Source organism: Bartonella vaga (assembly GCF_037070895.1).
GTDB lineage: Bacteria > Pseudomonadota > Alphaproteobacteria > Rhizobiales > Rhizobiaceae > Bartonella.
In genome coordinates, this window is sequence record NZ_JAYMZK010000010.1 from 1 (window position 1) to 25,894 (window position 25,894).

At 35.9% G+C, this 25,894-nt stretch carries 20 protein-coding genes and 2 pseudogenes; 11 read left to right on the forward strand and 11 right to left on the reverse strand.

Annotated elements, in window-relative coordinates; translation table 11 throughout:
* The first annotated feature begins 232 nt into the window (after positions 1 to 232).
* The gene (locus WCP76_RS05835) at positions 233 to 670 is read left to right on the forward strand and encodes a Ros/MucR family transcriptional regulator (RefSeq protein ID WP_336294742.1); all 438 of its coding nucleotides are present in this window, start codon (positions 233 to 235) and stop codon (positions 668 to 670) included.
* A 95-nt stretch (positions 671 to 765) separates the two neighbouring features.
* Here the strand turns inward: WCP76_RS05835 and WCP76_RS05840 are convergent, their stop codons facing one another.
* Both WCP76_RS05840 and WCP76_RS05845 read right to left on the reverse strand, forming a co-directional pair.
* Positions 766 to 1,182 (reverse strand): SufE family protein, encoded by a 417-nt coding sequence (locus WCP76_RS05840; protein ID WP_336294743.1) that lies wholly within the window; start codon positions 1,180 to 1,182, stop codon positions 766 to 768.
* 108 nt (positions 1,183 to 1,290) lie between these two features.
* Positions 1,291 to 1,668 carry a DUF5330 domain-containing protein gene (locus tag WCP76_RS05845; RefSeq protein WP_336294744.1) on the reverse strand — a complete coding sequence of 126 codons (378 nt, stop codon included), beginning with the start codon at positions 1,666 to 1,668 and terminating at the stop codon, positions 1,291 to 1,293.
* 892 nt (positions 1,669 to 2,560) lie between these two features.
* On the opposite strand from WCP76_RS05845, the gene WCP76_RS05850 reads away from it, so the two are divergent.
* Complete coding sequence (locus tag WCP76_RS05850) at positions 2,561 to 3,403, forward strand: peptidoglycan-binding domain-containing protein (protein WP_336294745.1); 843 nt, start codon at positions 2,561 to 2,563, stop codon at positions 3,401 to 3,403.
* A gap of 181 nt (positions 3,404 to 3,584) precedes the next feature.
* Here WCP76_RS05850 and ppdK read toward each other — a convergent pair whose 3' ends face one another.
* From ppdK to WCP76_RS05865, 3 genes are all read right to left on the reverse strand, one after another.
* On the reverse strand, positions 3,585 to 6,251 hold the full coding sequence (ppdK, locus tag WCP76_RS05855) for a pyruvate, phosphate dikinase (RefSeq protein ID WP_336294746.1): 2,667 nt from the start codon (positions 6,249 to 6,251) through the stop codon (positions 3,585 to 3,587).
* Positions 6,252 to 6,430: 179 nt separating this feature from the next.
* Complete coding sequence (locus tag WCP76_RS05860) at positions 6,431 to 7,087, reverse strand: DsbA family protein (protein WP_336294747.1); 657 nt, start codon at positions 7,085 to 7,087, stop codon at positions 6,431 to 6,433.
* Positions 7,088 to 7,176: 89 nt separating this feature from the next.
* Entirely contained in the window at positions 7,177 to 7,671 is a 495-nt protein-coding gene (locus WCP76_RS05865) for a DUF721 domain-containing protein (RefSeq protein WP_336294748.1), read from the reverse strand.
* 179 nt (positions 7,672 to 7,850) lie between these two features.
* Here WCP76_RS05865 and mutY point away from each other — a divergent pair, with 179 nt between their 5' ends.
* Positions 7,851 to 8,909 carry an A/G-specific adenine glycosylase gene (gene mutY, locus WCP76_RS05870; protein ID WP_336294749.1) on the forward strand — a complete coding sequence of 353 codons (1,059 nt, stop codon included), beginning with the start codon at positions 7,851 to 7,853 and terminating at the stop codon, positions 8,907 to 8,909.
* A gap of 50 nt (positions 8,910 to 8,959) precedes the next feature.
* Here the strand turns inward: mutY and WCP76_RS05875 are convergent, their stop codons facing one another.
* Positions 8,960 to 10,096, reverse strand: a complete 1,137-nt coding sequence (locus WCP76_RS05875) for a site-specific DNA-methyltransferase (protein WP_336294750.1) — start codon at positions 10,094 to 10,096, stop codon at positions 8,960 to 8,962.
* Between the two features lie 330 nt (positions 10,097 to 10,426).
* Between WCP76_RS05875 and WCP76_RS05880 the strand changes: the two genes are divergently transcribed.
* The 5 genes from WCP76_RS05880 to WCP76_RS05900 all read left to right on the forward strand — a co-directional run bounded on the left by WCP76_RS05880 (position 10,427) and on the right by WCP76_RS05900 (position 18,714).
* Positions 10,427 to 11,128, forward strand: a complete 702-nt coding sequence (locus WCP76_RS05880; RefSeq protein WP_336294751.1) for an HAD family hydrolase — start codon at positions 10,427 to 10,429, stop codon at positions 11,126 to 11,128.
* Positions 11,129 to 11,826: 698 nt separating this feature from the next.
* Positions 11,827 to 12,186: a hypothetical protein gene (locus tag WCP76_RS05885; protein ID WP_336294752.1), complete on the forward strand. Its 360-nt coding sequence runs from the start codon at positions 11,827 to 11,829 to the stop codon at positions 12,184 to 12,186.
* A 1,366-nt stretch (positions 12,187 to 13,552) separates the two neighbouring features.
* Positions 13,553 to 14,071: a PALP domain-containing protein gene (locus WCP76_RS05890; RefSeq protein WP_336294753.1), complete on the forward strand. Its 519-nt coding sequence runs from the start codon at positions 13,553 to 13,555 to the stop codon at positions 14,069 to 14,071.
* Between the two features lie 36 nt (positions 14,072 to 14,107).
* Entirely contained in the window at positions 14,108 to 15,370 is a 1,263-nt protein-coding gene (locus WCP76_RS05895) for a M16 family metallopeptidase (RefSeq protein ID WP_336294754.1), read from the forward strand.
* 458 nt (positions 15,371 to 15,828) lie between these two features.
* Positions 15,829 to 18,714: an EAL domain-containing protein gene (locus WCP76_RS05900; protein WP_336294755.1), complete on the forward strand. Its 2,886-nt coding sequence runs from the start codon at positions 15,829 to 15,831 to the stop codon at positions 18,712 to 18,714.
* A gap of 46 nt (positions 18,715 to 18,760) precedes the next feature.
* On the opposite strand, the pseudogene WCP76_RS05905 reads toward WCP76_RS05900, so the two are convergent.
* Positions 18,761 to 19,068, reverse strand: a pseudogene (locus tag WCP76_RS05905) (YqgE/AlgH family protein); the annotation flags it as partial.
* Between the two features lie 137 nt (positions 19,069 to 19,205).
* On the opposite strand from WCP76_RS05905, the gene WCP76_RS05910 reads away from it, so the two are divergent.
* Complete coding sequence (locus WCP76_RS05910; protein ID WP_336294756.1) at positions 19,206 to 20,084, forward strand: protein-disulfide reductase DsbD domain-containing protein; 879 nt, start codon at positions 19,206 to 19,208, stop codon at positions 20,082 to 20,084.
* A 27-nt stretch (positions 20,085 to 20,111) separates the two neighbouring features.
* On the opposite strand, the gene rnhA is transcribed toward WCP76_RS05910, so the two are convergent.
* The 4 genes and pseudogenes from rnhA to cyoE form a co-directional block, all read right to left on the reverse strand.
* Positions 20,112 to 20,579, reverse strand: a complete 468-nt coding sequence (gene rnhA, locus WCP76_RS05915; protein ID WP_336294757.1) for a ribonuclease HI — start codon at positions 20,577 to 20,579, stop codon at positions 20,112 to 20,114.
* A 137-nt stretch (positions 20,580 to 20,716) separates the two neighbouring features.
* Positions 20,717 to 20,817 (reverse strand): annotated as a pseudogene (locus tag WCP76_RS06515) (homoserine kinase); the annotation flags it as partial.
* 528 nt (positions 20,818 to 21,345) lie between these two features.
* Entirely contained in the window at positions 21,346 to 22,341 is a 996-nt protein-coding gene (gene ispH, locus WCP76_RS05920; protein WP_336294758.1) for a 4-hydroxy-3-methylbut-2-enyl diphosphate reductase, read from the reverse strand.
* Positions 22,342 to 22,493: 152 nt separating this feature from the next.
* Positions 22,494 to 23,438: a heme o synthase gene (gene cyoE, locus WCP76_RS05925; RefSeq protein WP_336294759.1), complete on the reverse strand. Its 945-nt coding sequence runs from the start codon at positions 23,436 to 23,438 to the stop codon at positions 22,494 to 22,496.
* A 397-nt stretch (positions 23,439 to 23,835) separates the two neighbouring features.
* On the opposite strand from cyoE, the gene WCP76_RS05930 reads away from it, so the two are divergent.
* Together WCP76_RS05930 and tldD are read left to right on the forward strand one after the other, a co-directional pair.
* Positions 23,836 to 24,375 carry an invasion associated locus B family protein gene (locus WCP76_RS05930; RefSeq protein ID WP_336294775.1) on the forward strand — a complete coding sequence of 180 codons (540 nt, stop codon included), beginning with the start codon at positions 23,836 to 23,838 and terminating at the stop codon, positions 24,373 to 24,375.
* An 86-nt stretch (positions 24,376 to 24,461) separates the two neighbouring features.
* Positions 24,462 to 25,880: a metalloprotease TldD gene (gene tldD, locus WCP76_RS05935; protein WP_336294760.1), complete on the forward strand. Its 1,419-nt coding sequence runs from the start codon at positions 24,462 to 24,464 to the stop codon at positions 25,878 to 25,880.
* The last annotated feature ends 14 nt before the right edge of the window (positions 25,881 to 25,894 follow it).

Here is a 25,894-nt window from a genome sequence, read left to right on the forward strand (position 1 = left end):
ATGCGATATAGTATAAAACAATATTATGTTTTAATAGGTAAAAATTTTGTTCTCCCCACTGAATTTTATGACAAAAAGTGGGTATTTATTTGATTTTTTTATGTTTTTGCAATTTTATAGAATAATTGAATTGACAAAAAAGATTTTTGTACAATATGAAATCTATGTGCATGAGATCTCTGTATTATGAGTATATATGCCATATCTCGATTTTAAATTAAAGGAAACAAGAATGGAACATCATCCAGTCTTAGAGACTGAAAGCAATTTAGTTATTACATTGGTTGCTGATATTGTCGCTGCCTACGTGAGTAATAATTCTATCCGACCGACTGAAGTGCCAAGTTTGATTGCTGATGTTCATGCCGCTTTTCGTAAAGCGGGGAATGTGGAGTTAACAGAAGCCGAAGTTGAGAAGCAAAGGCCTGCCGTTAACCCAAAACGTTCAGTCTTTCCAGATTATCTTATCTGCCTTGAAGATGGAAAAAAATTTAAATCTTTAAAACGTCATCTCATGACACATTATGGAATGTTGCCAGAAGAGTATCGTGAAAAATGGCAGCTGGATAGTTCTTATCCTATGGTAGCACCTAATTATGCAAAGGCACGTTCAGCCTTGGCGAAAGAAATGGGGCTTGGGCGCAGAAGCAAACGGAAGAAAATAAAGTAATCGCTTTTTTAAAAAGTGCGCAACTCTAATATACTGAAATGCTTTGCAGTAAGTACATTTTTTATTGAAGTCTTGTGTATTTTTTTTAGAATCAGCTAGTTTTGCATACAACTTTCATTACGGATCTGTTCAATCATTGATTTCAGACCATTTGACCTTTGGGGTGTCAGGTTTTCATTTAAACCAAGCGTTTCAAAGAGTCCTTCAGCATCAGCATTACAAATTTCAGAAGCCTTTTTTCCTGAATAAAAAGCAATAAGGATGTAGATAAGCCCACGCACAATATGAGCATCAGAATCACCTTGAAACGTTAATGTTGGATTTTCTGAATTATCACGTGAAGATAAAAGCCATACTTGACTAATGCAACCAGGAACTTTATGAGCGTCATTGCGAGCATTTTCAGGAAAAGGTGGCAATTCGTAGCCAAGTTCAATCACATAACGATAACGATCTTCCCAATTATCCAAAAGAGAAAAGTTTTCTATAATATTATCGATCGCTTCTGTCATAATCTTAGTCCTATATTGTTTTATTATCATGTTGAATGCAGTTTATGGACAGATAAATACTTATTCTTCTTTGCATAATGCAAAAAACAAACGTTAAAAATTTCTATTTCAAGGTGACATCATACGTTTCTGTTTTGGTGTAGACTCGTATATCTCCTCCTTAGGAGGAGCATTTTGGGAATACGCTGTATTTTTGTCATTCAATATATATCCCCAATACTCATAAGCTGCTTTTGCACCATAATATGCACGCTCGCCAAGTGAACTTAAAAAGGACTTGCCAACTTGGCAAGCTTTTATATTACGATCACAGAATGTTCCCAAATCATTTAAAGCTTCTTTAAAAGCCACGATTACATCGCTCGTTGTTGCCTCATTATTTTTTGGGGTAGAGAGATGATTACTGCTCGGCTTCGCTACAAAAAATGAAATGACGACAAAAACAAAAAACAAAAAAAATAATAATTTGATCGAAAAACGTATCATAGGCAACCAATGTACTGCAATTTTACATGAAACAAAAGCTGTAATCTATATTCTTCCTCTTTATAGAAAATTTATAAAATCATTATTTTATTAGTTCTATATCATTAATTATGCCACAATAATATATGCTATAAACGGATAAAAATGAGATGCATTATCTTTTAGTTAAAAATTAGCGTCAAAATTGATACAGTAAAATAAGAACATTGAAGATATGCAAGCTCGCACTTTTATCACATATAGTTAAGAAAAAATGTACTGCAATAAAAAAACTACGAGTAACGGTTATGGCAATTCATGAAGGTGACGATATTATACAGCATATTACAATTTTTTTATAAAAAAGTACAATAAACTTACAAAGGTTAAATAAGTATCCTATTCTCTGATAAATGTTGTAAAAATTACTACCATTAATAATTATGCTCATCATACTGTGGTAAGAGAATGCAAACCTAAATACGTAGAAGATATTTGAAAGAGATACACACCGTTGTCAAATCTGCAGCATAATAAGAAAATATTTTTCAGCTTTGGTTTCAAACACTATTCAATAGATGCGATATGCAAAAAAACAATGAGGCAATAATATTGCACTTTTTAATTACGTTATAATATGTGACAAGGTGACCTTCAATCGCAAAAAATGGTGTCGCATAGTTAAAAGCTCTTTTGATACGTAACAAAAATGCTATAGAATACTAAAGCACAAAAAGTAGATGAGAGCTGTTACTGATTTCTTAGCTTATAGATTTATATAATACACTTATTCATTTTAGAAATTTGAAAAGAGAGAGAAATGACACAGATGCACCTCTCCCTGAAAGTAAAAATAACTTATGTACGTTTCTATTGAAGAAACAATTGCAATTAAAAATAAGAATTAAGAATAATGATAAACAAAAAAAAGATGCGAAAAACAAAAACCGAAAAAAAGCGTAAAAATCATAGTAGTATTGTTATATTAATCATTCTTATAAGTGGCTCTTTACTTTTTTGGATAGCAAAAACACTTTATTTTTATACACGAAAAAATACTCTATTTTTTGTTGGATCTCTTCTTTTTGCCATTAGTTTTGGCTTTATTTCATTTAATGCTTTATTTTCACAAATAACAACGTATCAGGATGGTTTTACTAAATTAAAATTCACATTCTCTCCAGATATAGAGAAAAACTCTACTTTTCCTAAAAAAGAAAAAAAATCTCATGCAGCTTCTCAGGTCACGTCTGTACCTTTTCCAAACCATCTGCACAAAAATTCATCTTCAAATTCTTTATCAGAAAACACACTAAAAATGCAAAAGGAGCTGGCAAGTCTAGGACTTTACGATGGTCCTTTAGATGGATTAAAGGGACCAAAAATGCGTCGTGCCATAACACTGTGGAAGCAACAAAACTTTCACGGAATACAAAATAATTTACCCAACTCCACAGTAGATGAAATTGTGCGATTAATTAAGCAGAGCGAAATGAAAACAGACAACAGGATAACAAAGACAAAAGATATGCCGCATTCAAAAGAAACAGTTTTACTTCCACCTGCTGCAGATATTATACAAGTGCAAAAAGCTTTACGTATTTTTGGTCACCATGAAATTATTGTCACAGGTATAGAAGATCAAAAAACAACAGAAGCCTTAAAACAGTTTCAAAAACTTTTTGATCTTCCCACAACTGGTAAGATTGATCAAACAGTTTTGATGAAAATGCATGAAGTTGGTTTGTTGAATTAAAAGTAATTATCTGTTTTGTAGTTTCTCTTATAAGTACGTCAAGGACACACTTTCCTTTTTACTAACACATAAATCTCATAGAGGATCTTAGAAATTTTCTTTTTCCTCTCAAAGAAAAAGATAAGTATAAGTTATTGTGCGTACTGCAACCGTCACACAATAAAAAAATCTCAAAAAACCTTTATGTCTTTTTTGCAATTGCCGACTGTGCTGCTGCTAGACGTGCAATTGGCACCCGAAAAGGAGAACATGAAACATAATCCAGGTTATTTTCTTCACATAAAGTAATAGAGGAAGGATCACCGCCGTGCTCACCACAAATTCCCAGTTTAATTTTTCCACGCTGTGAACGACCACGCTGTGCAGCAATCGCAATCAATTCTCCTACTCCATCACGGTCAATAGATACGAAAGGATCTTGTTCTAAAAGACCTTTTTGAAAATATGTCTCCAAAAAAGGAGCGGCATCATCACGTGAAATTCCAAAAGTAGTTTGCGTCAAATCGTTTGTTCCAAACGAAAAAAATTCGGCAGTTTCTGCAATTTCATCTGCCCGAAGAGCTGCCCTTGGAAGCTCAATCATCGTCCCTACCATGTACTGAATATTGCTTCCCTTCTCCTTCATCACTTCAGAAGCTACCTGATCAATACGAGATTTTACAAAATCAAGTTCAGATTTAAGTGCAACAAGCGGCACCATAATTTCAAGCATAACAGAAGATTCAGATTTTTGAGTAGATTCTGCTGCTGCTTCAAAAATAGCCCGCGCCTGCATTTCTGCAATTTCTGGATAAGTAATAGCTAAACGACATCCCCGTAATCCAAGCATAGGATTAAATTCGTGCAATTCCTGCACACGTTTAGCAAGCATTTCCGTAGAAACTCCCATAGCCTTTGCAACACAAAGAATTTCTTCATCTGTTTTTGGCAAAAATTCATGTAATGGCGGATCTAGTAAGCGAATAGTAACAGGCAAACCAGACATAATTTCAAATAATTCTTTAAAATCTAAGCGCTGCATTGGCAAAAGTTTATTCAATGCTTTACGGCGTCCACTCTCATCACTACTTAAAATCATTTCACGCATAGCAACAAGACGTTCACCAGAAAAAAACATATGTTCCGTACGGCAAAGTCCAATACCTTCAGCCCCAAAAGAACGCCCCATACGTGCATCAGAGGGTGTTTCAGCATTAACGCGAACTCTTATACGTCTCAGTTTATCAGCCCACTCCATCAATTTTGCAAAATCACCACAAAGCTCAGGTTGCAACATCGCAACCTCTCCTTTGAAAATTTCTCCACTTCCCCCATCAATCGTAATAACATCACCTTTTTTAAAGCTTTGCCCTGAAGCCAACATTGTACCTGTTTTATAATCAATCTGCACACTGCCAGCACCAGAAATACACGGCTTTCCCATACCACGCGCCACAACAGCAGCATGACTCGTCATACCTCCACGCGTTGTTAAAATCCCTTCTGCAGCGTGCATACCATGGATATCTTCTGGACTTGTTTCTATACGTACCAAAATAACTTTACGATCTTCTTCCCAGGCAGTTTCTGCTTCTTCCGAAGTAAAAACAATTTCACCAGTAGCAGCTCCTGGAGAAGCAGGCAAACCACGTGCAATAACAAAACGTTCTGCTTTTGGATCAAGCGTCGGATGTAAAAGTTGGTCAAGCGATTGTGCATCAATGCGCATTACCGCCTCTTCACTGCTTATCAAGCCCTCCTCAACCATCTCAATCGCCATCTTTAAAGCGGCACGTGTCGTTCGTTTTCCTGAACGAGTCTGCAATATCCACAATTTCCCTTTTTCAATTGTAAACTCAATGTCTTGCATATCGTGATAATGCTGCTCAAGCTTCCGCGCAATCTGGCACAGATTCAAAAAAGCCTCTGGCATAATCTTTTCCAAAGATGGCTTATTTGAAGCTGCAATGATACGCGCATCTTCTGTGATATTTTGAGGAGTTCGAATACCCGCCACAACATCTTCACCCTGCGCATCCACTAAAAATTCCCCGTAAAGCTCTTTTTTCCCTGTCGATGGATTACGTGTAAACACAACGCCTGTTGCCGAATCTTCACCCATGTTGCCAAAAACCATGGCTTGCACATTAACTGCTGTTCCCCAATTTTCAGGAATACTATGTAGACGACGATAAGTGATTGCACGTGCCGTCATCCAACTTGAAAAAACTGCTCCAATTGCCTCCCACAATTGTTGTTCAGGATCTTGCGGAAAAGGCTTTCCCAACGTTTCCTCAACATACGCTTTATAAGAAACAATAATATCTTTCCAATCATCCGCTGTCATTTCTGTATCAGAAACATAACCATTGCGAAGTTTTGATTCATCAAGAATCTTTTCAAAACACGAATGCTCTAATCCCAGAACAACGCTAGAATACATTTGAATAAAACGACGATAACTGTCACAGGCAAAACGTTCATTGTTAGCTTGTAAAGCAATTGCTTTTACAGTTTCATCATTCATACCAAGGTTAAGCACTGTGTCCATCATCCCTGGCATAGAAGCTCGAGCACCTGAACGAACAGAGAGTAAAAGTGGCTTTTTTTTATTACCAAATTCACGCCCTGTTTGTTCACCCACGCGCTTAAGCGCTTGCTTAACAAGTTCCCTTAATTCTTTTGGATATGATTTGTCGTGAGCATAATAAAAATTGCAAACTTCTGTTGTAAGGGTAAATCCAGGAGGAACAGGCAAACCAAGATTACTCATTTCTGCCAAATTAGCTCCCTTGCCGCCGAGGAGACCGACCTTGCTCACACTTCCCTCTGCACTGCCATCCCCAAAACTATAAACCCATTTTGCCATCACACAAGTCCTCTCATATCAGCAAAAACATTATTTGATCCGGGCTAATCATCAAAAATAATGATTTATTTCAAAGTTAAACCGAACAAAAGAAAACACCGCTCCATAAATGCACAAAACTAACCTTCAAAAAAAGGAAATGAGCACATGTACCAATATCTATTTTCTGTAAGAAAAACTTAATTTTTTAGAAAATTGTCAAGCACCGAAGAAAAAGCTTCTACTGACATAGCACCTTCATACTTATTACCATTAATAAAGAAAGTAGGCGTTGCTGTAACACCAAGCTCTCTGCCCCGCTCAAAAGATGCATTTACTTCATCTAAAATACTCTGATTTTGCAGACACGCATTAAAACTTTCATCTGTCAATCCTGCCATTAATCCCATTTTCTTCAATGGGGTCAAAGCATCTTTTTTCCAGGCCCACTCATTTTGTTTTTGAAATAAAACTTCTATCAAAGGAAAATAGCGATCTTCTGGAACACATCGTGCCAACATAAAACCTGCCGTTGCACGAGGATCAAAAGCATATTCCCGGAAAATAAGTTTTACTTTTCCCTTTTTGATGTATTCTTTACGAATTGTAGGAAATACATCACTATAAAAACTCCTACAATGGACACACGTTAACGAAGCATATTCAACAATCGTCACCGGTGCATTCACATCACCCTCAAACCGATCCTTCACTTTCCTCTGTTGAAGAATCTCAGCCATGTTGACAGTTGCAACTGGCTTAACACTACGAGCTAAAGCAATAGCTACGTTCATTTGTACAGTTGCCGCTAAAAGAAAAATTGTTCCGAAAGATAAGAAAGAACGACATTTGATCATAAATAATACTTTTCTGCTGCTATTAAACAAATTGAGAATCCATCATTTTTCCATATGCTAAAAAAATACATAAGATAGCTTGCTGATTATTATTTTTTTTCTGCAAAAATGCAACAGCCAAGTTTATAAAGTGATTGGCGTAAACTCTCCTCCTCAACGTCCTCAAGCATTTTTTCCATACGCTTTTTATCTTCTTCTTTCAGGACTGAGTTTACTGGTAAGTGATTTGTCGGAGCAGATAAACACCTTTGCTCAATCTTGATGCGATCAACAACAAAATAGCCAAAAAAAACATTAATTCTATGAAGCAATTCGTCTATTTCATGCGCCAATTTTAATACAGCAAACCCTTCACACGCCACAACAAGTGTTGCAGGTTGGAAAACTTCATCTTGAACCGCACGACGTTTCCAAATAATTTTAAGCGGTATTGTATGTTCGCCTATCTCGTAACCAACGATCTGTGGCCAATGCTCTATAAGCGCGGTATTAAGCCCTGTCCGTTTACATAAAGCCGGATCAAGTATTTTGGATACTGCTTCTGAAAGAGAATAAAAATAACGCTTTTTAAACTTTTTGTTCATTTTCCAGACCATCGTCCAATTCATCTAAAAGTTATACTAAAAAGCTTCCTTAGATATCCACGAATCTCATTCTCATGTAACCAGAGTCTCTTACTTAATTAGAGACACAATAAACTATGAATTGCAAAACAAAAACTTTTTCTTTTGCATTTTATATCTCCTTGTGCTTGAAAGCAATCATGCATGAAATTTCTTCGCACCTCCTTTCTTGGTACGATAAAAAACACCGCCATTTACCATGGCGTATTACCCCTGAAAAACAAATACAAGGCATCCGCCCTGACCCTTACCAAGTTTGGATTTCTGAAATCATGCTTCAACAAACAACTGTCGAAGCCGTTAAACCTTATTTTAAAAAATTTTTGAAACTCTGGCCTGATCTCTCTTCTTTAGCAAAAGCCTCTCAAGATGATATCATGAAAGCATGGGCTGGCCTTGGTTATTATTCACGTGCACGAAACCTTAAACATTGCGCCCAACAGCTTATTGAAAACTACGGAGGACAATTTCCACAATCCGTAAAAACATTGCGTACCTTACCTGGCATTGGAGACTACACAGCCGCAGCCATTGCCGCAATTGCTTTTAACCATCCTGTAGCAGTTGTTGATAGCAATGTTGAACGCGTAGTAACCCGCTTATTCGCTATCACCTCAACATTGCCAAAAGCAAAAACTGAAATTAAAGAAAAAACACAAAAGATCACCGCTTTAAATCGCCCTGGAGACTTTGCCCAAGCGATGATGGATCTGGGAGCAACTATTTGTACACCGCGCAAACCATCTTGTTCACTTTGTCCCCTTCAAAGTTTTTGTAAAGCAGAAAAGATGCAGATAACAGAGTCTTTTCCTGTCAAAGTCCCTAAAAAAGAACGCCCCTTAAGAACCGGAGCTGCCTTTGTTATACTTAATGAAAATAGACAAATTTATTTAGAAAAACGACAAGGAAAAAAATTACTCAATGGAATGACTCAAGTTCCCAACAATATCGGAGTAAACGAAGAGAACGGACCCTACAATACTCCCTTTGCTGCCGATTGGCAATTCAAAGGGCAAGTTACGCATATTTTTACCCACTTTTCTCTGAAACTTAACGTTTACTATACCGATAGCATTCGCGAAATGAAGAGCAAAAATGGCTGGTGGTGCGACATTTATCACCTTTCCGAAGAAGCTCTCCCTACTGTTATGAAAAAAGCCATTTCCGTAGCGATCCCCAATTCCTTTAAATTAAAATAATTCCCCATTTAAAAATAAATCTTGTGCTTCAGCACGCACTCATCCATTTTTTATAAAACAGCAGTTTTTAACATCTGTGAACGTATCATCATTCTTAATTTATCTATTGACTTCAACCGTCCATTTTCCTCATAATACCAAAAGAGCCAACCGTTACAGCTTTGTGAATCTTGGGCCTTTCGCCCCATTGTATGAATAGAACCAGCTTCACCACCATGCATAACCGTACCGTCAGCTCTTATAATAGCGGATACTTGTTTCTTCCGATCATAAAGAACTTCTCCGGGATGAAGTAATCCAGCTTCCAGTAAACTGTTGAATGCTACACGCGGTTCTGCTCTTTTTCTATCCAAAATTGCTAATTCTGGTTTCTCCAAAGGTTTAACTGCAGCAATCCTCTCGCATGCTGCGTCAATGTAACGTTGCTCACGTTCAATACCCACAAAATCTCGCCTTAAAAGTTTAGCAACAGCCCCTGTCGTTCCCGAACCAAAAAACGGATCAAGAATAACATCACCAGGCTTACTAGAAGCCATAATAATACGAGCTAATAATGCTTGTGGTTTTTGTGTTGGATGTAATTTACGTCCTGCCTCATCTTTTAAACGTTCAGCACCAGTGCAGAGAGGAAAAAGCCAATCTGAACGCATTTGTAAATCTTCATTCGCAGCTTTTAAAGCATCATAATTAAATGTATATTTTTTATCTTTTTGATCTCGAACAGCCCAAATAAGCGTCTCATGGGCATTTTGAAAGCGACGTCCCCGAAAATTAGGCATAGGGTTATTTTTGCGCCAAATGATATCATTAAGTATCCAAAAACCTAAATCTTGTAATGCCGTACCAACCCGAAAAATATTATGGTAAGATCCGATAACCCAAAGTGTCCCGTTAGGTTTCAAAACACGGCGACAAGCAAGCAACCATGCACGCGTAAAAGTATCATAAGCAGCAAAACTCTCAAACTGATCCCATGCATCGTCAACCGCATCAACAAGGGAATCATCTGGACGATATAAAGCACCGTCTAACTGCAAATTATAAGGAGGATCTGCAAAAATCATATCAACTGAATGTTTTGGAAGTTTTTCCAATACCGCAACACAATCCCCTTTGAAAATTTTATTGCGCCATAGCGCCTGTGAGGGAGTACGAACGAAATCTTTTTGAAGCCGAATAACTGTCATGAAAAACCCAACGAAATGAACTGAATTTGCCCTATAATCAATCAAAATGGTTTGTAAGCCCGCACCATCAGTTCATATTTACAAAATAGAGTAAATGTATCGTTAAACTTTTGCAAAATTGATCTTCGTTTTTGCTATTTCAAGGAAAATAAATAAATTGTATACTGATAAATTCTTATTTTACTTTTCTTCAACACACTGTTCACATATTATTCTTCACATCAAATGAACAAGAATCATTGTCGAAGCAAATTGTTATACAATAAAGTCTTCTCAATATATTCTTCGTGCTAATTCTGGCACCATAAACAACAAAAAAAGGAATATCTTATGCCTCAAATAGATCTCGTTATTTTTGATTGTGATGGAGTTTTAGTAGACTCCGAATATCTCGCAGCAAAAATTGGATCTCAATTACTTAAACAGGCAGGATATGAAATATCACCTGAAGAATTGAGCAGGCATTATGCAGGAATGGTCTTTATTGATATCCTAAAAAAAATTGAACAGGAAACAGAAAAACCTATTTCAGTTCACCTAGTAGATCAAATGTCAAATCTTTTTCGAGCACAAATAAAAACTGAATTACATGCTATAGATGGTATAAAAAAAGTGCTAGAAAAAATTCAAAGTCTCTGCCCTTATTGTATTTGTTCTAATGCAGCAAGCGCAGAGCTTAAAGAGATGCTTACCACTGTTGATCTTTACGATTTTTTTGATAATCAAGATATAATATTTTCTGCTCCTGAAGTTGGAACAAAAAAGACTAAACCAGCTCCAGATGTTTTTCTTTTTGCTGCACACAAATTACACGCAGAACCTAAAAACACTATTGTTATCGAAGATTCTATCTATGGCGTACATGCCGCAACAGCGGCAGGTATGCGTGTTATCGGCTTTACTGGTGGATCACATAGTTATCTTGGCCATTCTAATGCACTTGCAGACGCTGGAGCTGAAACGGTTATCGCTAAACATGCTCATTTACTGGAAGCTTTAGAGGCAATGGCAGTATGGAGAGACTTATCATAAAAACATCTCTGGAACACAGATCAATTTACAAACTCTCTCAATAACACTTTTGCTTTTATCTCAATAAAGCATACTTTAAAAATAAACATACAACTACATCGGCTGCCTACGGTTATAAATAACTGGTATATATCATTGTCATAATACACAAAAACTACATATTTACTCAATTTGGATTTTGCTTATTGTAAAAAAACTATGTATTTTTCTGTATGCTCATACAAAAAACAAATTGATGTAAATCAGAACACAACTTAAAAAAACAGTTTTATAGTTAGTAATGAAGTTTTTTATTATTCGCTAGTACTTTTTTAATACTAAACTTGGCTTATATTATACAACGCACGAGATCTTTATTTAGGCCCTATAAAAAACAACACCAAAAGCCTCTTTCTTACTTGATAATTCATCTCTCTTTCATAAATTTAGCCAATTATCGCTTTTAAAACCGGAATTTTTATGTAAATTATATCTTTTTCAATGCATAATTTTAGTAAGTTTTTAATATAATTTAAATAAATAAAATACATAATGAATATGTTTTCTTATTGACTATAGCTCCATAACGAATTATACTGCAATGTACTGTGTAGTAAATAACTACATATTGTATCTACTTTTATATACTCAATAAGTATCTATAGATACACTTAATCTGTTATATATTAGTAAAGTAAATAATATGTGAGGTGAAAATTATGGTCAAAATATTTAAAGTTTACGTGTTAAACATTTTTATAGCAGCGGCTTTTTTTCTTTCACAAACTTTTGGTGCTAATGCAAATCATTTAAAAAGCACCCCAAAAAAAGAGAATGTTGCTGATTACATAATGAAGCACGCAGGAAATACAATATCTCAAACAGTTGGCGTGGATTCTTCCCATGTTCAAGCTTTAAGTTACGAAACGAAAAATGAAGCTGCCGTTGAAGAAAAAATTGAAGAGGTAGTTGAACCACTCACGATAGGAGTGGGGTTAGCTATCGCTGGGTATGTATTCAGTCTCATAGGAACAGTAATAGGATGGATAAAGGACATAGCATTAATAGCGAAAACATAATACTAATGTTCAAAAAGTCCGTGCAATTTAAAGCATAAAGTAACAAATTCATTATAAAATATAATTATAATTGATAAAATACAGAAATAACAATATTTCTATTTCTGTGAATATAAGTAATGTGTCCTTAATTTTAAAAGGGAATATTGCTAATTATCTAATGAAAAAGAAAATAGAGTGCTCAGTACTGTGATTTTCCGTGTTACAAATTTAAATTATCGGACAGAAAAAAGCTATAGAAATAACTTTAAGCTTTGGCCTCCCCACTGAGTCTATTATATAGCCATATTTAGTATAATAGTTAGGTGGGAAATAGGTAAAATTAAATACTCAAAGTTATTCGGTTACTTTTTCTATCTTAAAAGTAATGTTTAAATTTCAGTCTGCCTTACATAATTGGGCAGGCTGTTTTTTTCTTTCTATGTATAACTTGCTCATTAACCAATAATATTGTTCAGTACAAATATAAGGCTAAAAGGAAACGCAATAATTCAAGCTGAAAAAATATTAATCTATATGCATAGTCTATATCTATATATGAAGTGTTGTAAAATTACCTTATAAGCTATTCACCGTGATTTATGACGTGCCATTTCGTGCTATTAATATCCATATAAATTTTTCTTCTAAAAACAGAGCGAAAAATAACTTCACCAATCATCATTTAATGCATTAAGGACACTCCCCAGTCAATTCTATACGACAATTGCTTAAATCATTCTTTGACGTCTTGTGAGCAACGAAATTGAATATACCTCTTTTAAAATATGATGACTGAATCTTATACTTTCTTTCATTATCTAATGATCTATCCATAACTGCAAACTGGAGCGAATGAATTTATTCGTGAGCTTTTTACGGCTCTACTTTAGCATTTAAAGCTATCGCAATGGTGATTTCTTTCTCGGTTTATGGAGTATATTCTAACTAAAAAATAAACACATAACAATTATCTACTACTATATCTAATGATACAGGTAATTCTGCAATAGAAGCATTTTTGAGAAGAGAATACTCAGGTGTTTTTTCCTAAAAGATGCATATCACAAATTTAGCAACGCCAAATAACCATAAATCAAAATACAAATGCCCATGCCGCAACTATTGAAGAAACTTCTTATAATTTCCAAATACTTATCGCAATATTTAATAACCGTAACTTCCTTCAAAAAAACACTTTTGAGAGTTGATTTTATAAATTTAATGCATCTCATATAAAAATCATGCACCATTTCTTATCTGCAGTTTTCTTAGATTCTTCTTATTGGTCTTTTTCATTTACTGCTACTACTAAAAATTTCAGTGATATTGTTGCAAATGATGTTGCATCCGTCTGGAATTGCCCCTTGCACAACTGACTATCATAATGGATGACAATGACATCCTCGCACACATATCAAGCAACAGTACTTACAACGCACAGCTGATACCCCACACAACATCACTCTTGATAGATATTCAAGCCTCTTCTAATGTTAAACGTTTTCTGTTTAAAAATGATAATCGTAAGTCAATATGGATTCGAAGTGCGATGGAAAATTTAAAAAAATCAAGATATTTTGATCTTAACAAAAAACAACTCAAGAGTGTTCATTACCTATTTTCTTTTAGAACTTCTTGCAAAAACAAGAAGCTACCTTTTTCAATAATTGCCATCTTTACCACCGCTCATCCTGCAAAGCTGCCTGATGCCATCAAGAGCGTCTGCAGACTTAATCCTCCACGGACTTTTTGTCTCAAAAATTTAATGAAACACAAAGATTATTTTATAGGTCTTGCTAATAATGCAAAAAATAGTAAAAGATTACATTTCCTTAAAGTTACATGCATCTTATTAAATTTAGTTGCATTATTTCAAATAAAAAATATTCCAATGCCCTTATAATAAGGTAATTGGCCTGTTTAATGGAGTCGTAAATACATGGGTGTAGATATCAGTCGCCTCAGTAATGGTTTGACGATCGCCACACATACAATGCAACAAATTGACAGTGTAGCACTCGGAGTATGGATTAAAGTTGGTTCACGCAATGAAACCTTCACACAGCATGGCACCGCCCATCTTCTTGAGCATATGGCTTTCAAAGGAACGGAAAACCGTACAGCTTTTCAAATTGCAACCGATATTGAAGATGTTGGTGGTGAACTCAATGCCACAACAAGTACTGAAACAACTGCCTATTTTGCGCGCGTACTTAAAAACGATATCCCACTTGCTATTGACATTCTAGCCGATATTTTGATGTATTCTAAATTTGATGAAGATGAACTAGAACGAGAAAAGCAAGTAATTCTTCAAGAAATTGGTGCCGCTCACGATGTTCCTGATGATATTGTTTTTGATTACTTTACGGAAACAGCCTTTCGTCACCAGTCGCTTGGCCGCTCTATTTTAGGGACACCCAAAACAATTCAATCATTTACCTCTTCTGATCTGCATAATTTTATGAATAAACAATACAGTGCAGACCGGATGATCGTAGTTGCGGCAGGAGCTGTACAACACGAAACTTTCCTGCAAGAAATTGAAAGCCGTTTTAGCAATTTTCGCTCCCATTCAACAGCACCTATCCCCAACCTTGCAAATTATGTCGGTGGCGATTTTCGTGAGTATCGCAATTTAATGGATACACAAGTTGTTCTTGGTTTTGAAGGGCGCGCTTATCATGCACATGACTTTTACGTTGCACAAATTCTTTCAATTATTCTTGGCGGAGGTATGTCATCACGCCTCTTTCAAGAAGTGAGAGAAAAACGTGGACTATGCTATTCTATTTATGCTTTTCATTGGGGATTTTCAGATATTGGGCTCTTTGGAGTCCATGCCGCTACCGGAGAAAAAGGACTAAAAGAACTGCTTCCCGTGATTCTTGATGAACTTTCTAAGGCAAGTAAAAATATTCATGTTAATGAACTTCAACGAGCACAAGCACAATATCGTGCTAACCTGACAATGTCACAAGAAAATCCATTGAGTCAAGCGCATCTCATTGCCCGCCAAATGCTTCTTTACGGTCGAGCAATTCCAATCTCTGAAACAATTGAACACATAGATCTCATTACTCCTGCAAAATTAACGGACTTGGCTCAAAGCCTTTTTATTAATTCTACTCCAACATTAGCTGCTGTCGGACCTATTGGTTCCCTCATGAATTTTGATGATTTGACATCAACTCTTTCATAAAAAATTAAATAAGATTAAACAAAATTTGCCAAAAATGCTTTTGTAAAGACTGGAGACATAAAAAATTTCTTTAAAAAAAAATAGTATAATAACACTGCACAGGTTTCATGATAAAGTTTACTACAAAATTTCTTCTCGTAAAATAAATTTAGGAAATATTTATCAAAGAGGTATACAAAACTATCCAACTCCCTCTTCATGTGATAAAGTGTTTCATAAGCAAAGGTATATCTATGAAAACTGGAAACCCATGGTTTAAATTTTCCCTACAAAAATGTAAAACTCTATCAGCTTCACACTTCATTGAAGAAAGTACGGGTTTAATCTATTTTTTGGTAAAATCGTACAACTTTCAAAGGAAATGATAACCATTTGTTATATAAAAAAATTAAATAAACATTTTTTCTTAAAGTTCTAAATTAGAATTAAATACCCTAAAGTACTGAAAGTGCGATATTGTGAAAAGTTTGCGTAAAATAATTGACATAATCTTTATCGTAGCTGTCAGTTTTTTTGTTCACCTTACGTCAGCACAAGCAATTGAGCCAGTTAAAATTTCTTCTCAAGATGCAGCTCTTGACCTTTCAAAAGCAATTAAAATTTACCACACAAACAACCCTATCTTTCAAACAAGTACAGCACCAGGACCAGACGGTATTGTATGGCGCATTGAAGTGCAGGCCAAGAATGAAAAATTTTCTGGAAACTGGGCAGTATTTTCTCTTGCAAACCCAACAGACGAACAAGTTGACCGTCTTATTGTTGCCCCCCATTATCGCATGGCTCATTCAGGTTTCATTTGGCCAGATCTTGGATCATCCCGGATTCAATCTATAACTCCAAGTGAAGGTTTTTCTCTCGATCGTCAAGCTAGTGCAAACTCTGATATTTTTCGGATTACACTTAACCCAAGAGCTGTCGTTACGTTTATTGCCGAACTTAACTCTGAAAATCTACCACAAATTTATTTATGGCAGCCTGAAGCTTATAAGAGTGCAATCAATTCTTATACGCTTTATCATGGTATTCTTCTGGGTATATCAGGTCTTTTAGCACTCCTTTTAACTGTTCTCTTCGTTGTTCGTGGGACAGGCCTTTTTCCTGCAACAGCAGCTGTCGCTTGGGCGGTGCTCTTTTATATTGGCATCGACTTTAACTTTTTAAATAAATTCTTTGCAGTTACTTTAACAACACAACCGATCTGGCGTGCTAGTACAGAAGTAGCGCTTGCCGCTACACTCTTCATTTTCCTTTTTACATATCTGTGCCTTAACCGTTGGCACTATCACTTCAGTTATGGTGCAATTGTATGGAGCATCGCTCTTTGCGCTCTGGGAACGTTTGCTATTTACGACCCAACTAAAGCAGCCGGAATTGCTCGCCTGTCATTTGGTCTTACGGCTATTCTTGGTATAATTTTAATTAGCTATTTTGCGATCCGAAACTATGATCGCGCAATCATGCTTATCCCAACATGGTTACTCATTAGCTTCTGGTGTGTTGGCGCCTATGCCTGTATAGAAGGGTATTTAAACAATGACATTATACAGCCAGCATTAGCAGGAGGATTGGTGCTCATTGTCCTTCTTATCAGCTTTACTGTTATGCAACAAACCTTTTCTAATGACGCTTTTCATGAAGGAATATTTTCTGACCTTGAACAACAAGTACTTGCAGCAAAGGGAGCTGGAAACATTATTTGGGACTGGAATATCGAACGTGATCGTATTGTTGTACATCCAAACATGTCAACCCTCTTTGGCACGGAAACCCACAAACTCAATGGTTCTATGCGCAATTGGATTTCAGCCTTGCACCATGATGATCGTGAGCGCTTTCAAGCCATATTGGATATTATTCTTAAAAATAAAAAAGGGCGTATCGATCAAATTTTCCGCTTGTCTTCCGGTGGTGGCTACTATCATTGGTTTTCGCTCCGCGCACGCCCAGCTATGCAAAAAGATGGAAAAATTACGCGTGTTATTGGAACCATTGTCAATATTACTAATCACAAAAAGGCTGAAGAACGCTTATTACATGATGCAATTCATGACAGCTTAACAGGTCTTCCTAACCAACAAATTTTTTTAGATAGATTACAGAACTATAGCTCTTTAGCTAAAGCAAATATTAAAATTAAACCAACTGTCTTTATGATTGATCTTGACAATTTCCGTCAAATTAATCGAAAATTAGGCATAGCTGTTGGTGACACTGTACTGCTCGTCATAGCACGCCGTTTGAGCCGCCTTATTAATTTTCAAGATACCTTATCGCGTCTTTCCGCAGATCGTTTTGCAATCATTTTACTTAGTGAGACCGCACCACAGAAAATTGCAGCATTTGCAGATTCTCTGCACAAAACAATTTCAGCACCTATTGCACTGACAGAAAAAAGAATAACGCTTTCAACATCAATTGGACTAGTTACATGGAGTGAAAGCAGATCGACCGCTAAGGATATTTTAAATGATAGTGAACTAGCAATGATCCACGCAAAACAAATGGGTGGCAACCACATTGAACCTTTTCGCCCAAATTTTCGCACTCTGGGCATTGAGCATAACACTATGGGGAAAGATATTCATTATGCCATAAAACGCAATGAAATTAAAATCCTCTACCATCCTATTCTTAATCTATCAGATGGGCAAATTATTGGCTTTGAAACAATTGTAGAATGGCATCATCCAAATTACGGAATTTTAAATGTCTCTGACTTTATAAAAATCGTAGAAAATGAAAAAATTGTTATGGAGTTGGCACAATTTATCATCGAAAATGCCATTATTGATTTTATAAATGTGCAAGAAAAATTTTCCCAACAATCTTTCTTTATTTCAATCAATTTACCAAGCGCGGAAATGATTAATCCCCACGTCATCAGTCAATTGCGCTCCACTTTACTCCGTAACCCACTCAATAAAGGGGAACTGATGATAGAAATATCTGAGTTTGTCTTAAGAAAAAATCCTGAACAATCAGCACACTTTCTTGAACAAATTAAAGCGCTTGGAATGAATCTCGCATTAGATAATTTTGGAACAGGTTATTCATCACTTACCTATCTTGTACGTTATCCATTTGACATAGTTAAATTGGATCGTTCTCTTATCTCAATCGACTCTCTCAAAAAAAAGCTTGTTCTCAAGTCCATTATAAATATGGCAACAGATCTTAATTTAAAAATTATCGCAGAAGGTGTTGAAAATGAAAAAGAAGCTATCTTTCTACGCCAAGAAGGCTGTAAATATGTGCAAAGCACACTCGTGACTAAGCCAATTACCATCGAAGAATTAATCACGCTCGTTCAAAACCACTTTCCTCATAAAATTAAAGCATAACAAATCAGGTATTTTAAAATCAAAAAATTCTGAAAATATTAAAACTTTAAGCGTGCCCCATTTCAGAAGTGAGATAAGTTAGATCTATCCCCATACGAATCAAGCTATAATAATATTGGCAATTTAAATCGTTTTCAAAAAGAAAACTAGGTAACGTTGAACTAATCAATCAGCCATTTGTAGATATTTCTGCCTCGAGTTGCCCCACTTTCCATCCAGCGTAACCTAATGCTATCAATGCATGTTGTGGGCCTTATTTACAGCTGATCGCTTTTAATATATCAATTGTTGCCGTAAAATAAATTCATTTGTAATAGAAACAGTTTCTTTACAAATATAATCATCCGAATGAAGCGTTTGTCACTCATTTCAGGCATTGCTGTGAGAAACTTTCTACTTAAAAAGCTATTACATTGCTTCATCAATCTATTATTCTTCGTAATTTACATGATAAAATCAATTAGTTGAGACAAAAGGAAAATATAGCTCCAATGAACAAAATCCAATCATTTAAAAAATTACAATATATGATAAATCTCTTTTATAAAAAGCTTTTAATGATTTTAAGTTTAACCTTCATAATTTTAGAATTACTTAACACCCCTGTCAGGGCTCAAACACAACAAAATTCATATCTTACTGCAACACCTTGGTATGAATCAGAGGGTGGCAATATCAGATTAGCCATTACCGAATTACCTCTTTCTGGAATAAGAGATGGTATTATTGAAATTACTCTTAAACCAGGATGGAAAACATACTGGCGTAATCCTGGAAACTCGGGTATGGCACCATTTTTTAACTTCAATCAACAGGTTTCTTATGAAATCTTTTATCCCACACCACAACTTTATGAAACAGAAAATGACTGGTCATTAGGTTATAAAGATAAAGTAATATTGCCTTTCACCGTTTCCGGTTCAAACAAAAATTTAAGTGGCTCTTTCACTCTTGCATTCTGTAATAAAATCTGTCTTCCATTTACTATTAACTTTGATTTTTCGTCACTCGCTCTCAAAAATAAACATCTTCCTGCATCCTTATTAAAAAAAGCCCAAACCGCTCTGCCAAATACAATAAATCATGCATTTAAAATAACTGCTGAAAAAGATACAAATAACCTTTTCATAAAAATACAGAATAACAACAAAATCGTACCTTCCGCTCTCTTTTTAGATGGAGGAGAAATGCAAATTGGACCAGCAAAAAAAATAAATGAAAATGCAGAGTATACACTCTTTAGCGCTCCAGTCTATTTCATACCAGATGAAACAAAACACAGAATTTTTTATACAGTTTCTTTCAAAGGCAATGCTTTAAGTGGAACACTCATACTCGATACACAACCAACGTCTCTTGCTAATCCATGAAAAAGAGAAGCGCTTCCTAAAGAAATATTACTTCGAAAAACATCCATTTTCGCGATATTCAATAATTGCTTTCCGAGCAAGCGCATCGGCACGCTCATTATCCGGATGGCCAGCGTGCCCTTTTACAAAATGCCACCTGATAGTGTGAAGAGAACAGGCGTCCTCAAGAGCTTTCCATAACTCCATATTTTTTACCGGCTTTTTCGATGCCGTAAGCCAATTATTTTTCTTCCAACCTTCAAGCCACTTACACATACCATCGCGCACATAAACTGAATCTGTATAAAGATCAACCAAGCAAACTTCTTTAAGTGCCTTTAATGCACAAATTGCTGCCGTTAATTCCATTTGGTTATTTGTCGTGTGCACTTGCCCACCATGAATCTCCCGTTCATGGCCATTCCAGCGTAGAATTGCCCCCCACCCTCCAACTCCAGGATTACCTGAGCAAGCACCATCTGTATAAATTTCAACGACTTTTTTCTGATTTAACATATAGTCAAAAATCTACCCCACTTAACGAACCTGCATCACTGAAGAAACAAAGCCTATACCAATATTCTCACGAATCTCTCTTAACTACAAAACTATCACAAGTGCATTGAATCAATCATAGAAACGTAAAAATACACTAAAATAATTCTATTCAATTCTAAAAGGAGAAATGGACTTATTTTTAACTTTCCAATAGTTTACACGCTTCGATAAGATTATAGGAATGATTATATTCAAAAAACCCAAAAAACAAAGCTTAAAAAAGTACATTAATTAGATAAATCTGCACGAATCATGCCTGTTGGTAAGTTTAACAGCCAATGCTATTGTAAAAAAAGCCAATTCCATATAAATTTCTACCCATACCTTTTTATCAACGCACCGTTATTCGTTTTTAGAAGTGCCCCCACAATAAATTCCAGCACATAACAAAAAAAGTATTTTACGGATAAATATAAAATCCTGTTCCGCTAAATAGCAATGACGCTAAACTAATTCTTACTTCTTCACAGTAACATATACTGTGCGAACAAATCCAAATTCCTTCCCGAAAATTAATAATAGCAAGAGAGTATCCTTATAATTCACCAACCATGGTTCCATAATTTTTGCACGATTGATCGAAGGTACAAAATCTCACATCATCTTAACTTCTACATAAGGCTACAAAAAAAATTATTTTTATGAACATTTGTATAAACGGTTATGTTTCTACTTTATTTTCAGCCTTTCATATACCATCATGTTTATCCGCGAACTTCTCGACTTAACCATTAACAAAAGCCATATCTTCAGGAGCTAAAACGACATCGCGTAATTCACGATTAACTAAAAATATCTCTGTTTCTACTGCAGTTTCAGTTAATTCTATTTTAACGTCGTAACGCTTCCGAAAAGCTGTAATAATTTCATTAACAACAATTTCAGGAGCGGATGCTCCAGCCGATATACTTACAACCAAAAGAGCTCCAAGGCAGTCAAAATCGATATCATTAACCCCTTGCACCAACATAGCCTTCCCTGCTCCAGATCTCTCAGCAACCTCCACCAAACGTTGTGAATTAGAAGAGTTTGGTGCTCCAATAATCAAAAACAGATCACTCCCCGGCGCTGCCGCTTTAACAGCATTTTGGCGATTAGTGGTAGCATAACAAATTGATTCAGCAGCTGGTGCTTCCAATGCAGGAAAACGCTTTTGTAATATATCAAGAATCCCTGCTGTATCTTGAACAGAAAGTGTTGTTTGCGTCACAAATCCTAATTTATCTGGATCATCTGGCTGATAATGCAGAGCATCTTCGATCGTTTCAATCAACGTAACAGCCTTTTTTTCAAGTTGTCCCATTGTTCCTATCACCTCAGGATGACCAGAATGACCAATCAATATAACATGACGACCATAACGTTGATGTCGTATAGCTTGTTTATGAACCTTAGAAACCAAAGGGCACGTAGCATCAAGATAAAATAAATTATAATGACGCACTTCTTCTAATACAGATTTTGGCACACCATGGGCAGAAAATACAACCGGTTGGCTACGATGTTCTTCTGGAATTTCACTAAGTTCTTCAACAAAAATGGCTCCCCGTTGTCGTAATCCCTCAACAACATAACGGTTGTGCACAATTTCATGACGAACATACACTGGAGCTCCATATTTTTTTAATGCTAGTAGAACAATCTGAATAGCACGATCAACCCCAGCACAAAATCCACGAGGACTACAAAGACGCATTGTTAAAAGGGGAAGTACAGACATAAACCATCCTTAATATCTATAACTCTTACCACAATTTAAAAAAGATTATCGTTATACTCACACAAGTAGCGTAAAGAGAAAACTAGAAATCTTATTTTTTATGCAATAAAATTATATGTCCGACATTTTTCTATGCAAAGCTACTTTAAATTTTACTGTCCTGGAAAATAGATAAAGTATCCCACAAGCCATTCAATCAAAAGAATTCCAAATACAGCAGCTAAATAAAATAATGAAAAGAAAAACGTTTTTTTTGCCATACAAATAGTCGCATCATGTGTATCAGTTTTCCACAAACGATAAGAGAAAGAAATAAAGATAACACTTAAAATTGTCGAGAAAATACCATAAAGAAACCCTGCAAAACCAGTAATATACGGTCCAGCAGCACATAATGCCATAAGGATAGTATAAAATAAAATTTGTTTTTTTGTTGAGTGCTCACCTCGCACATTAGGCATCATAGGAATATCCGCTGCATCATAATCAAGGGATGAAAACAAAGAAAGAGACCAAAAATGTGGTGGGGTCCACATAAAAATGATTAAAAATAATAAAAAACTTTCAAGACTTACTGTACCAGTTGTTACAGCCCATCCAATCATTGGCGGGAAGGCTCCTGCTGCACCACCAATCACAATATTTTGCGGCGTTAAACGTTTTAGCCAAATTGTATAGATAACGACATAAAAGAAAATTGTAAAAGCAAGCAAAAGTGCTGCAAACCAATTAACTAAGCCACCCATAACCAATACAGAAAACACAGAAAGAATCATGCCAAAAACAAACGCCTTCTTAGGGCTTATTTTACCAGTAGGAATAGGGCGATTTTTAGTACGTCTCATCACTGCATCAATATCAGCATCATACCACATATTTAGTGCTCCTGCACCACCGCCACCGATAGCAATGCACAAAATTGCTACAAAACCATAAAATGGACTAATAGAAACAGGTGACACCACTAATCCAACTAAAGCTGTAAATACAGCAAGTGACATAACCCGTGGTTTTAATAACGTGATATAATCACCAATCCTAGATTTTAGCGGAACTAATTTATCACTTGCAGTCGATAATTCTCCTGAAACAGACATTCCACTCAAAGACCTTTTTCATTTTTGTCATTCACAAATAAATAATCCATGGCATATAGGAATGATCAATTAATACAACATATTTTGAGAACATACAGGATATCTCTCTTATACGTACCCCTAAAACCAAACGGAAGTATTTTGCAACTAAAATACATTTCTTTTAGCATATACTATTTTTTGTACTATTAAACCTACCATAAAAATACATCACACAAAACATTGTAACACAAAGCTAAAAACTTTGTCTTCTGTAATATATTTCTTTATATTTTGTGCATATAGCTTAATATGTTTGGGTAAATAATGGTTTTGTGTTATAATTTCTTTCTAAAATTTTATTTTTTATGCAGAGCTATGCATAGCAATTGTAGTGTTGGTTTGGTTAGGGCGTTCTGTGGTATTTTGTAATTTGCTAAAAAAAATTTTCTTTGTTGGTATTGTTATTTATACACTTTGTAATGCTTCTGCCAATCGTGCTACCGCACAAACGCCCCATGTGCAAAATGTTCCTGCTCCACAGACATATGGTGCGTGGACAAAAGTTTGTTCTTTGCCACCGGGTACACCTAATATGCAATGTGAAGCTGTACAAAATGTACACATAAAAAATCGCCACGACATTACGCTTCGCGTTACGTTTTATAAACTTCCTAAAAACCAAGGAGCTTTAATGCGTGTTTTTGTTCCGATCTACGTTGAGTTACGCCCTGGTGTTGGACTTAAAATTGACGATAAAAATATGGGAAAAGTAGAATATCGCCGTTGTCTTGGTGATAATTGTGTTGCTGAAGCTTTTCTTAAAGAAGATGTACTACAGCTCTTTTTAAAAGGTAAAATAGCAACCTTCTTTATTTTTACAACTTCAGAACAAGCAGTTGGAGGCCTCATTGATCTCCATGGTCTTAGGGATGCTTATGCAACCTTACCAACATGATAAAATTTCTGCACATCGGATAATTAAAACTCCATAGTACATTTCACAGCTTCTTAAAAAAGACACATGGAAATAGGATAACCACTATGAAATCACTGATTGACTGTTTTGATATTGCTCCATCCAAGGTGCAATCACTTGTACAAGAAACACTTCATCATGCTGATGATGGTGAACTTTACCTAGAGTATACAGAAAGCGAAGCACTTTTATTTGATAATGGACAGCTTAAAAACGGTTCATTTCATCAAGATATGGGATTTGGTCTGCGCGTTGTTGCTGAAGAATCTACGGGATATGCACACTCTAGTGAATTATCTGCTGCTGCACTCAAGCGTGCCAGCGAAGCAGCAAAAGCAGTTACTTATAATAATCATGCCGGGCCTTATAACGCAGCACCTCAAAGAACAAACAAAAGAATTTATCAACCACTTAACCCTCTTGATGATCCATCATTTGAAGAAAAAAGTGCACTTTTACAAAAAATTGATGCCTATTTACGTGCAAAAAGTGATAAATTGCATCAAGTTACTGTTTCTCTTTCCGGCTCATTACAGCATGTTGAAATTTTACGCGCAGATGGGCATCTGGTTCGTGACATTCGTCCTCTTGTACGACTTGCTATATCCGTGGTTGCAGCTGAGGGAAATCGGCGCGAAAATGGATTCTATGGATGTGGTGGACGACAAGCATTTAGTCAATTCATTAGTGAAGAAAATTGGAAAAAGGCTGCTGATGAAGCCTTGCGTATGGCTTTAATAAACTTAAAAGCAGAAGCAGCACCAGCAGGAACATTCGATGTTGTTTTGGGCAATGGATGGCCTGGTATTATGCTTCATGAAGCCGTAGGCCATGGTTTAGAAGGTGACTTTAATCGCAAAAAAACCTCTGCTTTTTCTGAACTTTTGGGTCAACAAATTGCTGCAAAAGGTGTTACAATCGTTGATGATGGTACAATTCCTTACTGCCGTGGCTCACTCACTATCGATGATGAAGGAACCCCGTCAGGATATAACGTTCTTATCGAAGATGGAAAACTTATTGGTTTTATGCAAGACAGGTTAAATGCTCGGCTTATGGGGGTTAAGCCAACTGGAAATGGACGGCGTGAATCCTATGCACATGCGCCAATACCGCGAATGACAAATACGGTTATGCTAGGAGGAGATAAAACACCTGAAGAAATTCTATCTTCATTAAAAAATGGTATCTATGCTGTCTCTTTTGGCGGAGGACAAGTTGATATTACTTCTGGAAAATTCGTCTTTGAATGTACCGAAGCTTACAGAGTAAAAAACGGTAAAATTATAGCACCAATTAAGGGTGCGACTCTTATCGGAAACGGGCCAGATGCCATGAAACGCATTACAATGATTGGGAATGACAGTAAACTTGATAATGGTGTTGGTATGTGCGGAAAAGCCGGACAAAACGTTCCTGTCGGTGTTGGACAACCTCATCTACGAATTAATAATATGATAATTGGTGGAACAGCACTTTCATAAAAGATACTAAATCA

Coding starts and splice junctions, on each gene's coding strand:
- WCP76_RS05835 (WP_336294742.1), top strand. CDS start 233: ATGGAACATCATCCAGTCTTAGAGACTGAAAGCAATTTAGTTATTACA.
- WCP76_RS05840 (WP_336294743.1), bottom strand. CDS start 1,182: ATGACAGAAGCGATCGATAATATTATAGAAAACTTTTCTCTTTTGGAT.
- WCP76_RS05845 (WP_336294744.1), bottom strand. CDS start 1,668: ATGATACGTTTTTCGATCAAATTATTATTTTTTTTGTTTTTTGTTTTT.
- WCP76_RS05850 (WP_336294745.1), top strand. CDS start 2,561: ATGATAAACAAAAAAAAGATGCGAAAAACAAAAACCGAAAAAAAGCGT.
- ppdK (WP_336294746.1), bottom strand. CDS start 6,251: ATGGCAAAATGGGTTTATAGTTTTGGGGATGGCAGTGCAGAGGGAAGT.
- WCP76_RS05860 (WP_336294747.1), bottom strand. CDS start 7,087: ATGATCAAATGTCGTTCTTTCTTATCTTTCGGAACAATTTTTCTTTTA.
- WCP76_RS05865 (WP_336294748.1), bottom strand. CDS start 7,671: ATGAACAAAAAGTTTAAAAAGCGTTATTTTTATTCTCTTTCAGAAGCA.
- mutY (WP_336294749.1), top strand. CDS start 7,851: ATGCATGAAATTTCTTCGCACCTCCTTTCTTGGTACGATAAAAAACAC.
- WCP76_RS05875 (WP_336294750.1), bottom strand. CDS start 10,096: ATGACAGTTATTCGGCTTCAAAAAGATTTCGTTCGTACTCCCTCACAG.
- WCP76_RS05880 (WP_336294751.1), top strand. CDS start 10,427: ATGCCTCAAATAGATCTCGTTATTTTTGATTGTGATGGAGTTTTAGTA.
- WCP76_RS05885 (WP_336294752.1), top strand. CDS start 11,827: ATGGTCAAAATATTTAAAGTTTACGTGTTAAACATTTTTATAGCAGCG.
- WCP76_RS05890 (WP_336294753.1), top strand. CDS start 13,553: ATGGATGACAATGACATCCTCGCACACATATCAAGCAACAGTACTTAC.
- WCP76_RS05895 (WP_336294754.1), top strand. CDS start 14,108: ATGGGTGTAGATATCAGTCGCCTCAGTAATGGTTTGACGATCGCCACA.
- WCP76_RS05910 (WP_336294756.1), top strand. CDS start 19,206: ATGAACAAAATCCAATCATTTAAAAAATTACAATATATGATAAATCTC.
- rnhA (WP_336294757.1), bottom strand. CDS start 20,579: ATGTTAAATCAGAAAAAAGTCGTTGAAATTTATACAGATGGTGCTTGC.
- ispH (WP_336294758.1), bottom strand. CDS start 22,341: ATGTCTGTACTTCCCCTTTTAACAATGCGTCTTTGTAGTCCTCGTGGA.
- cyoE (WP_336294759.1), bottom strand. CDS start 23,438: ATGTCTGTTTCAGGAGAATTATCGACTGCAAGTGATAAATTAGTTCCG.
- tldD (WP_336294760.1), top strand. CDS start 24,462: ATGAAATCACTGATTGACTGTTTTGATATTGCTCCATCCAAGGTGCAA.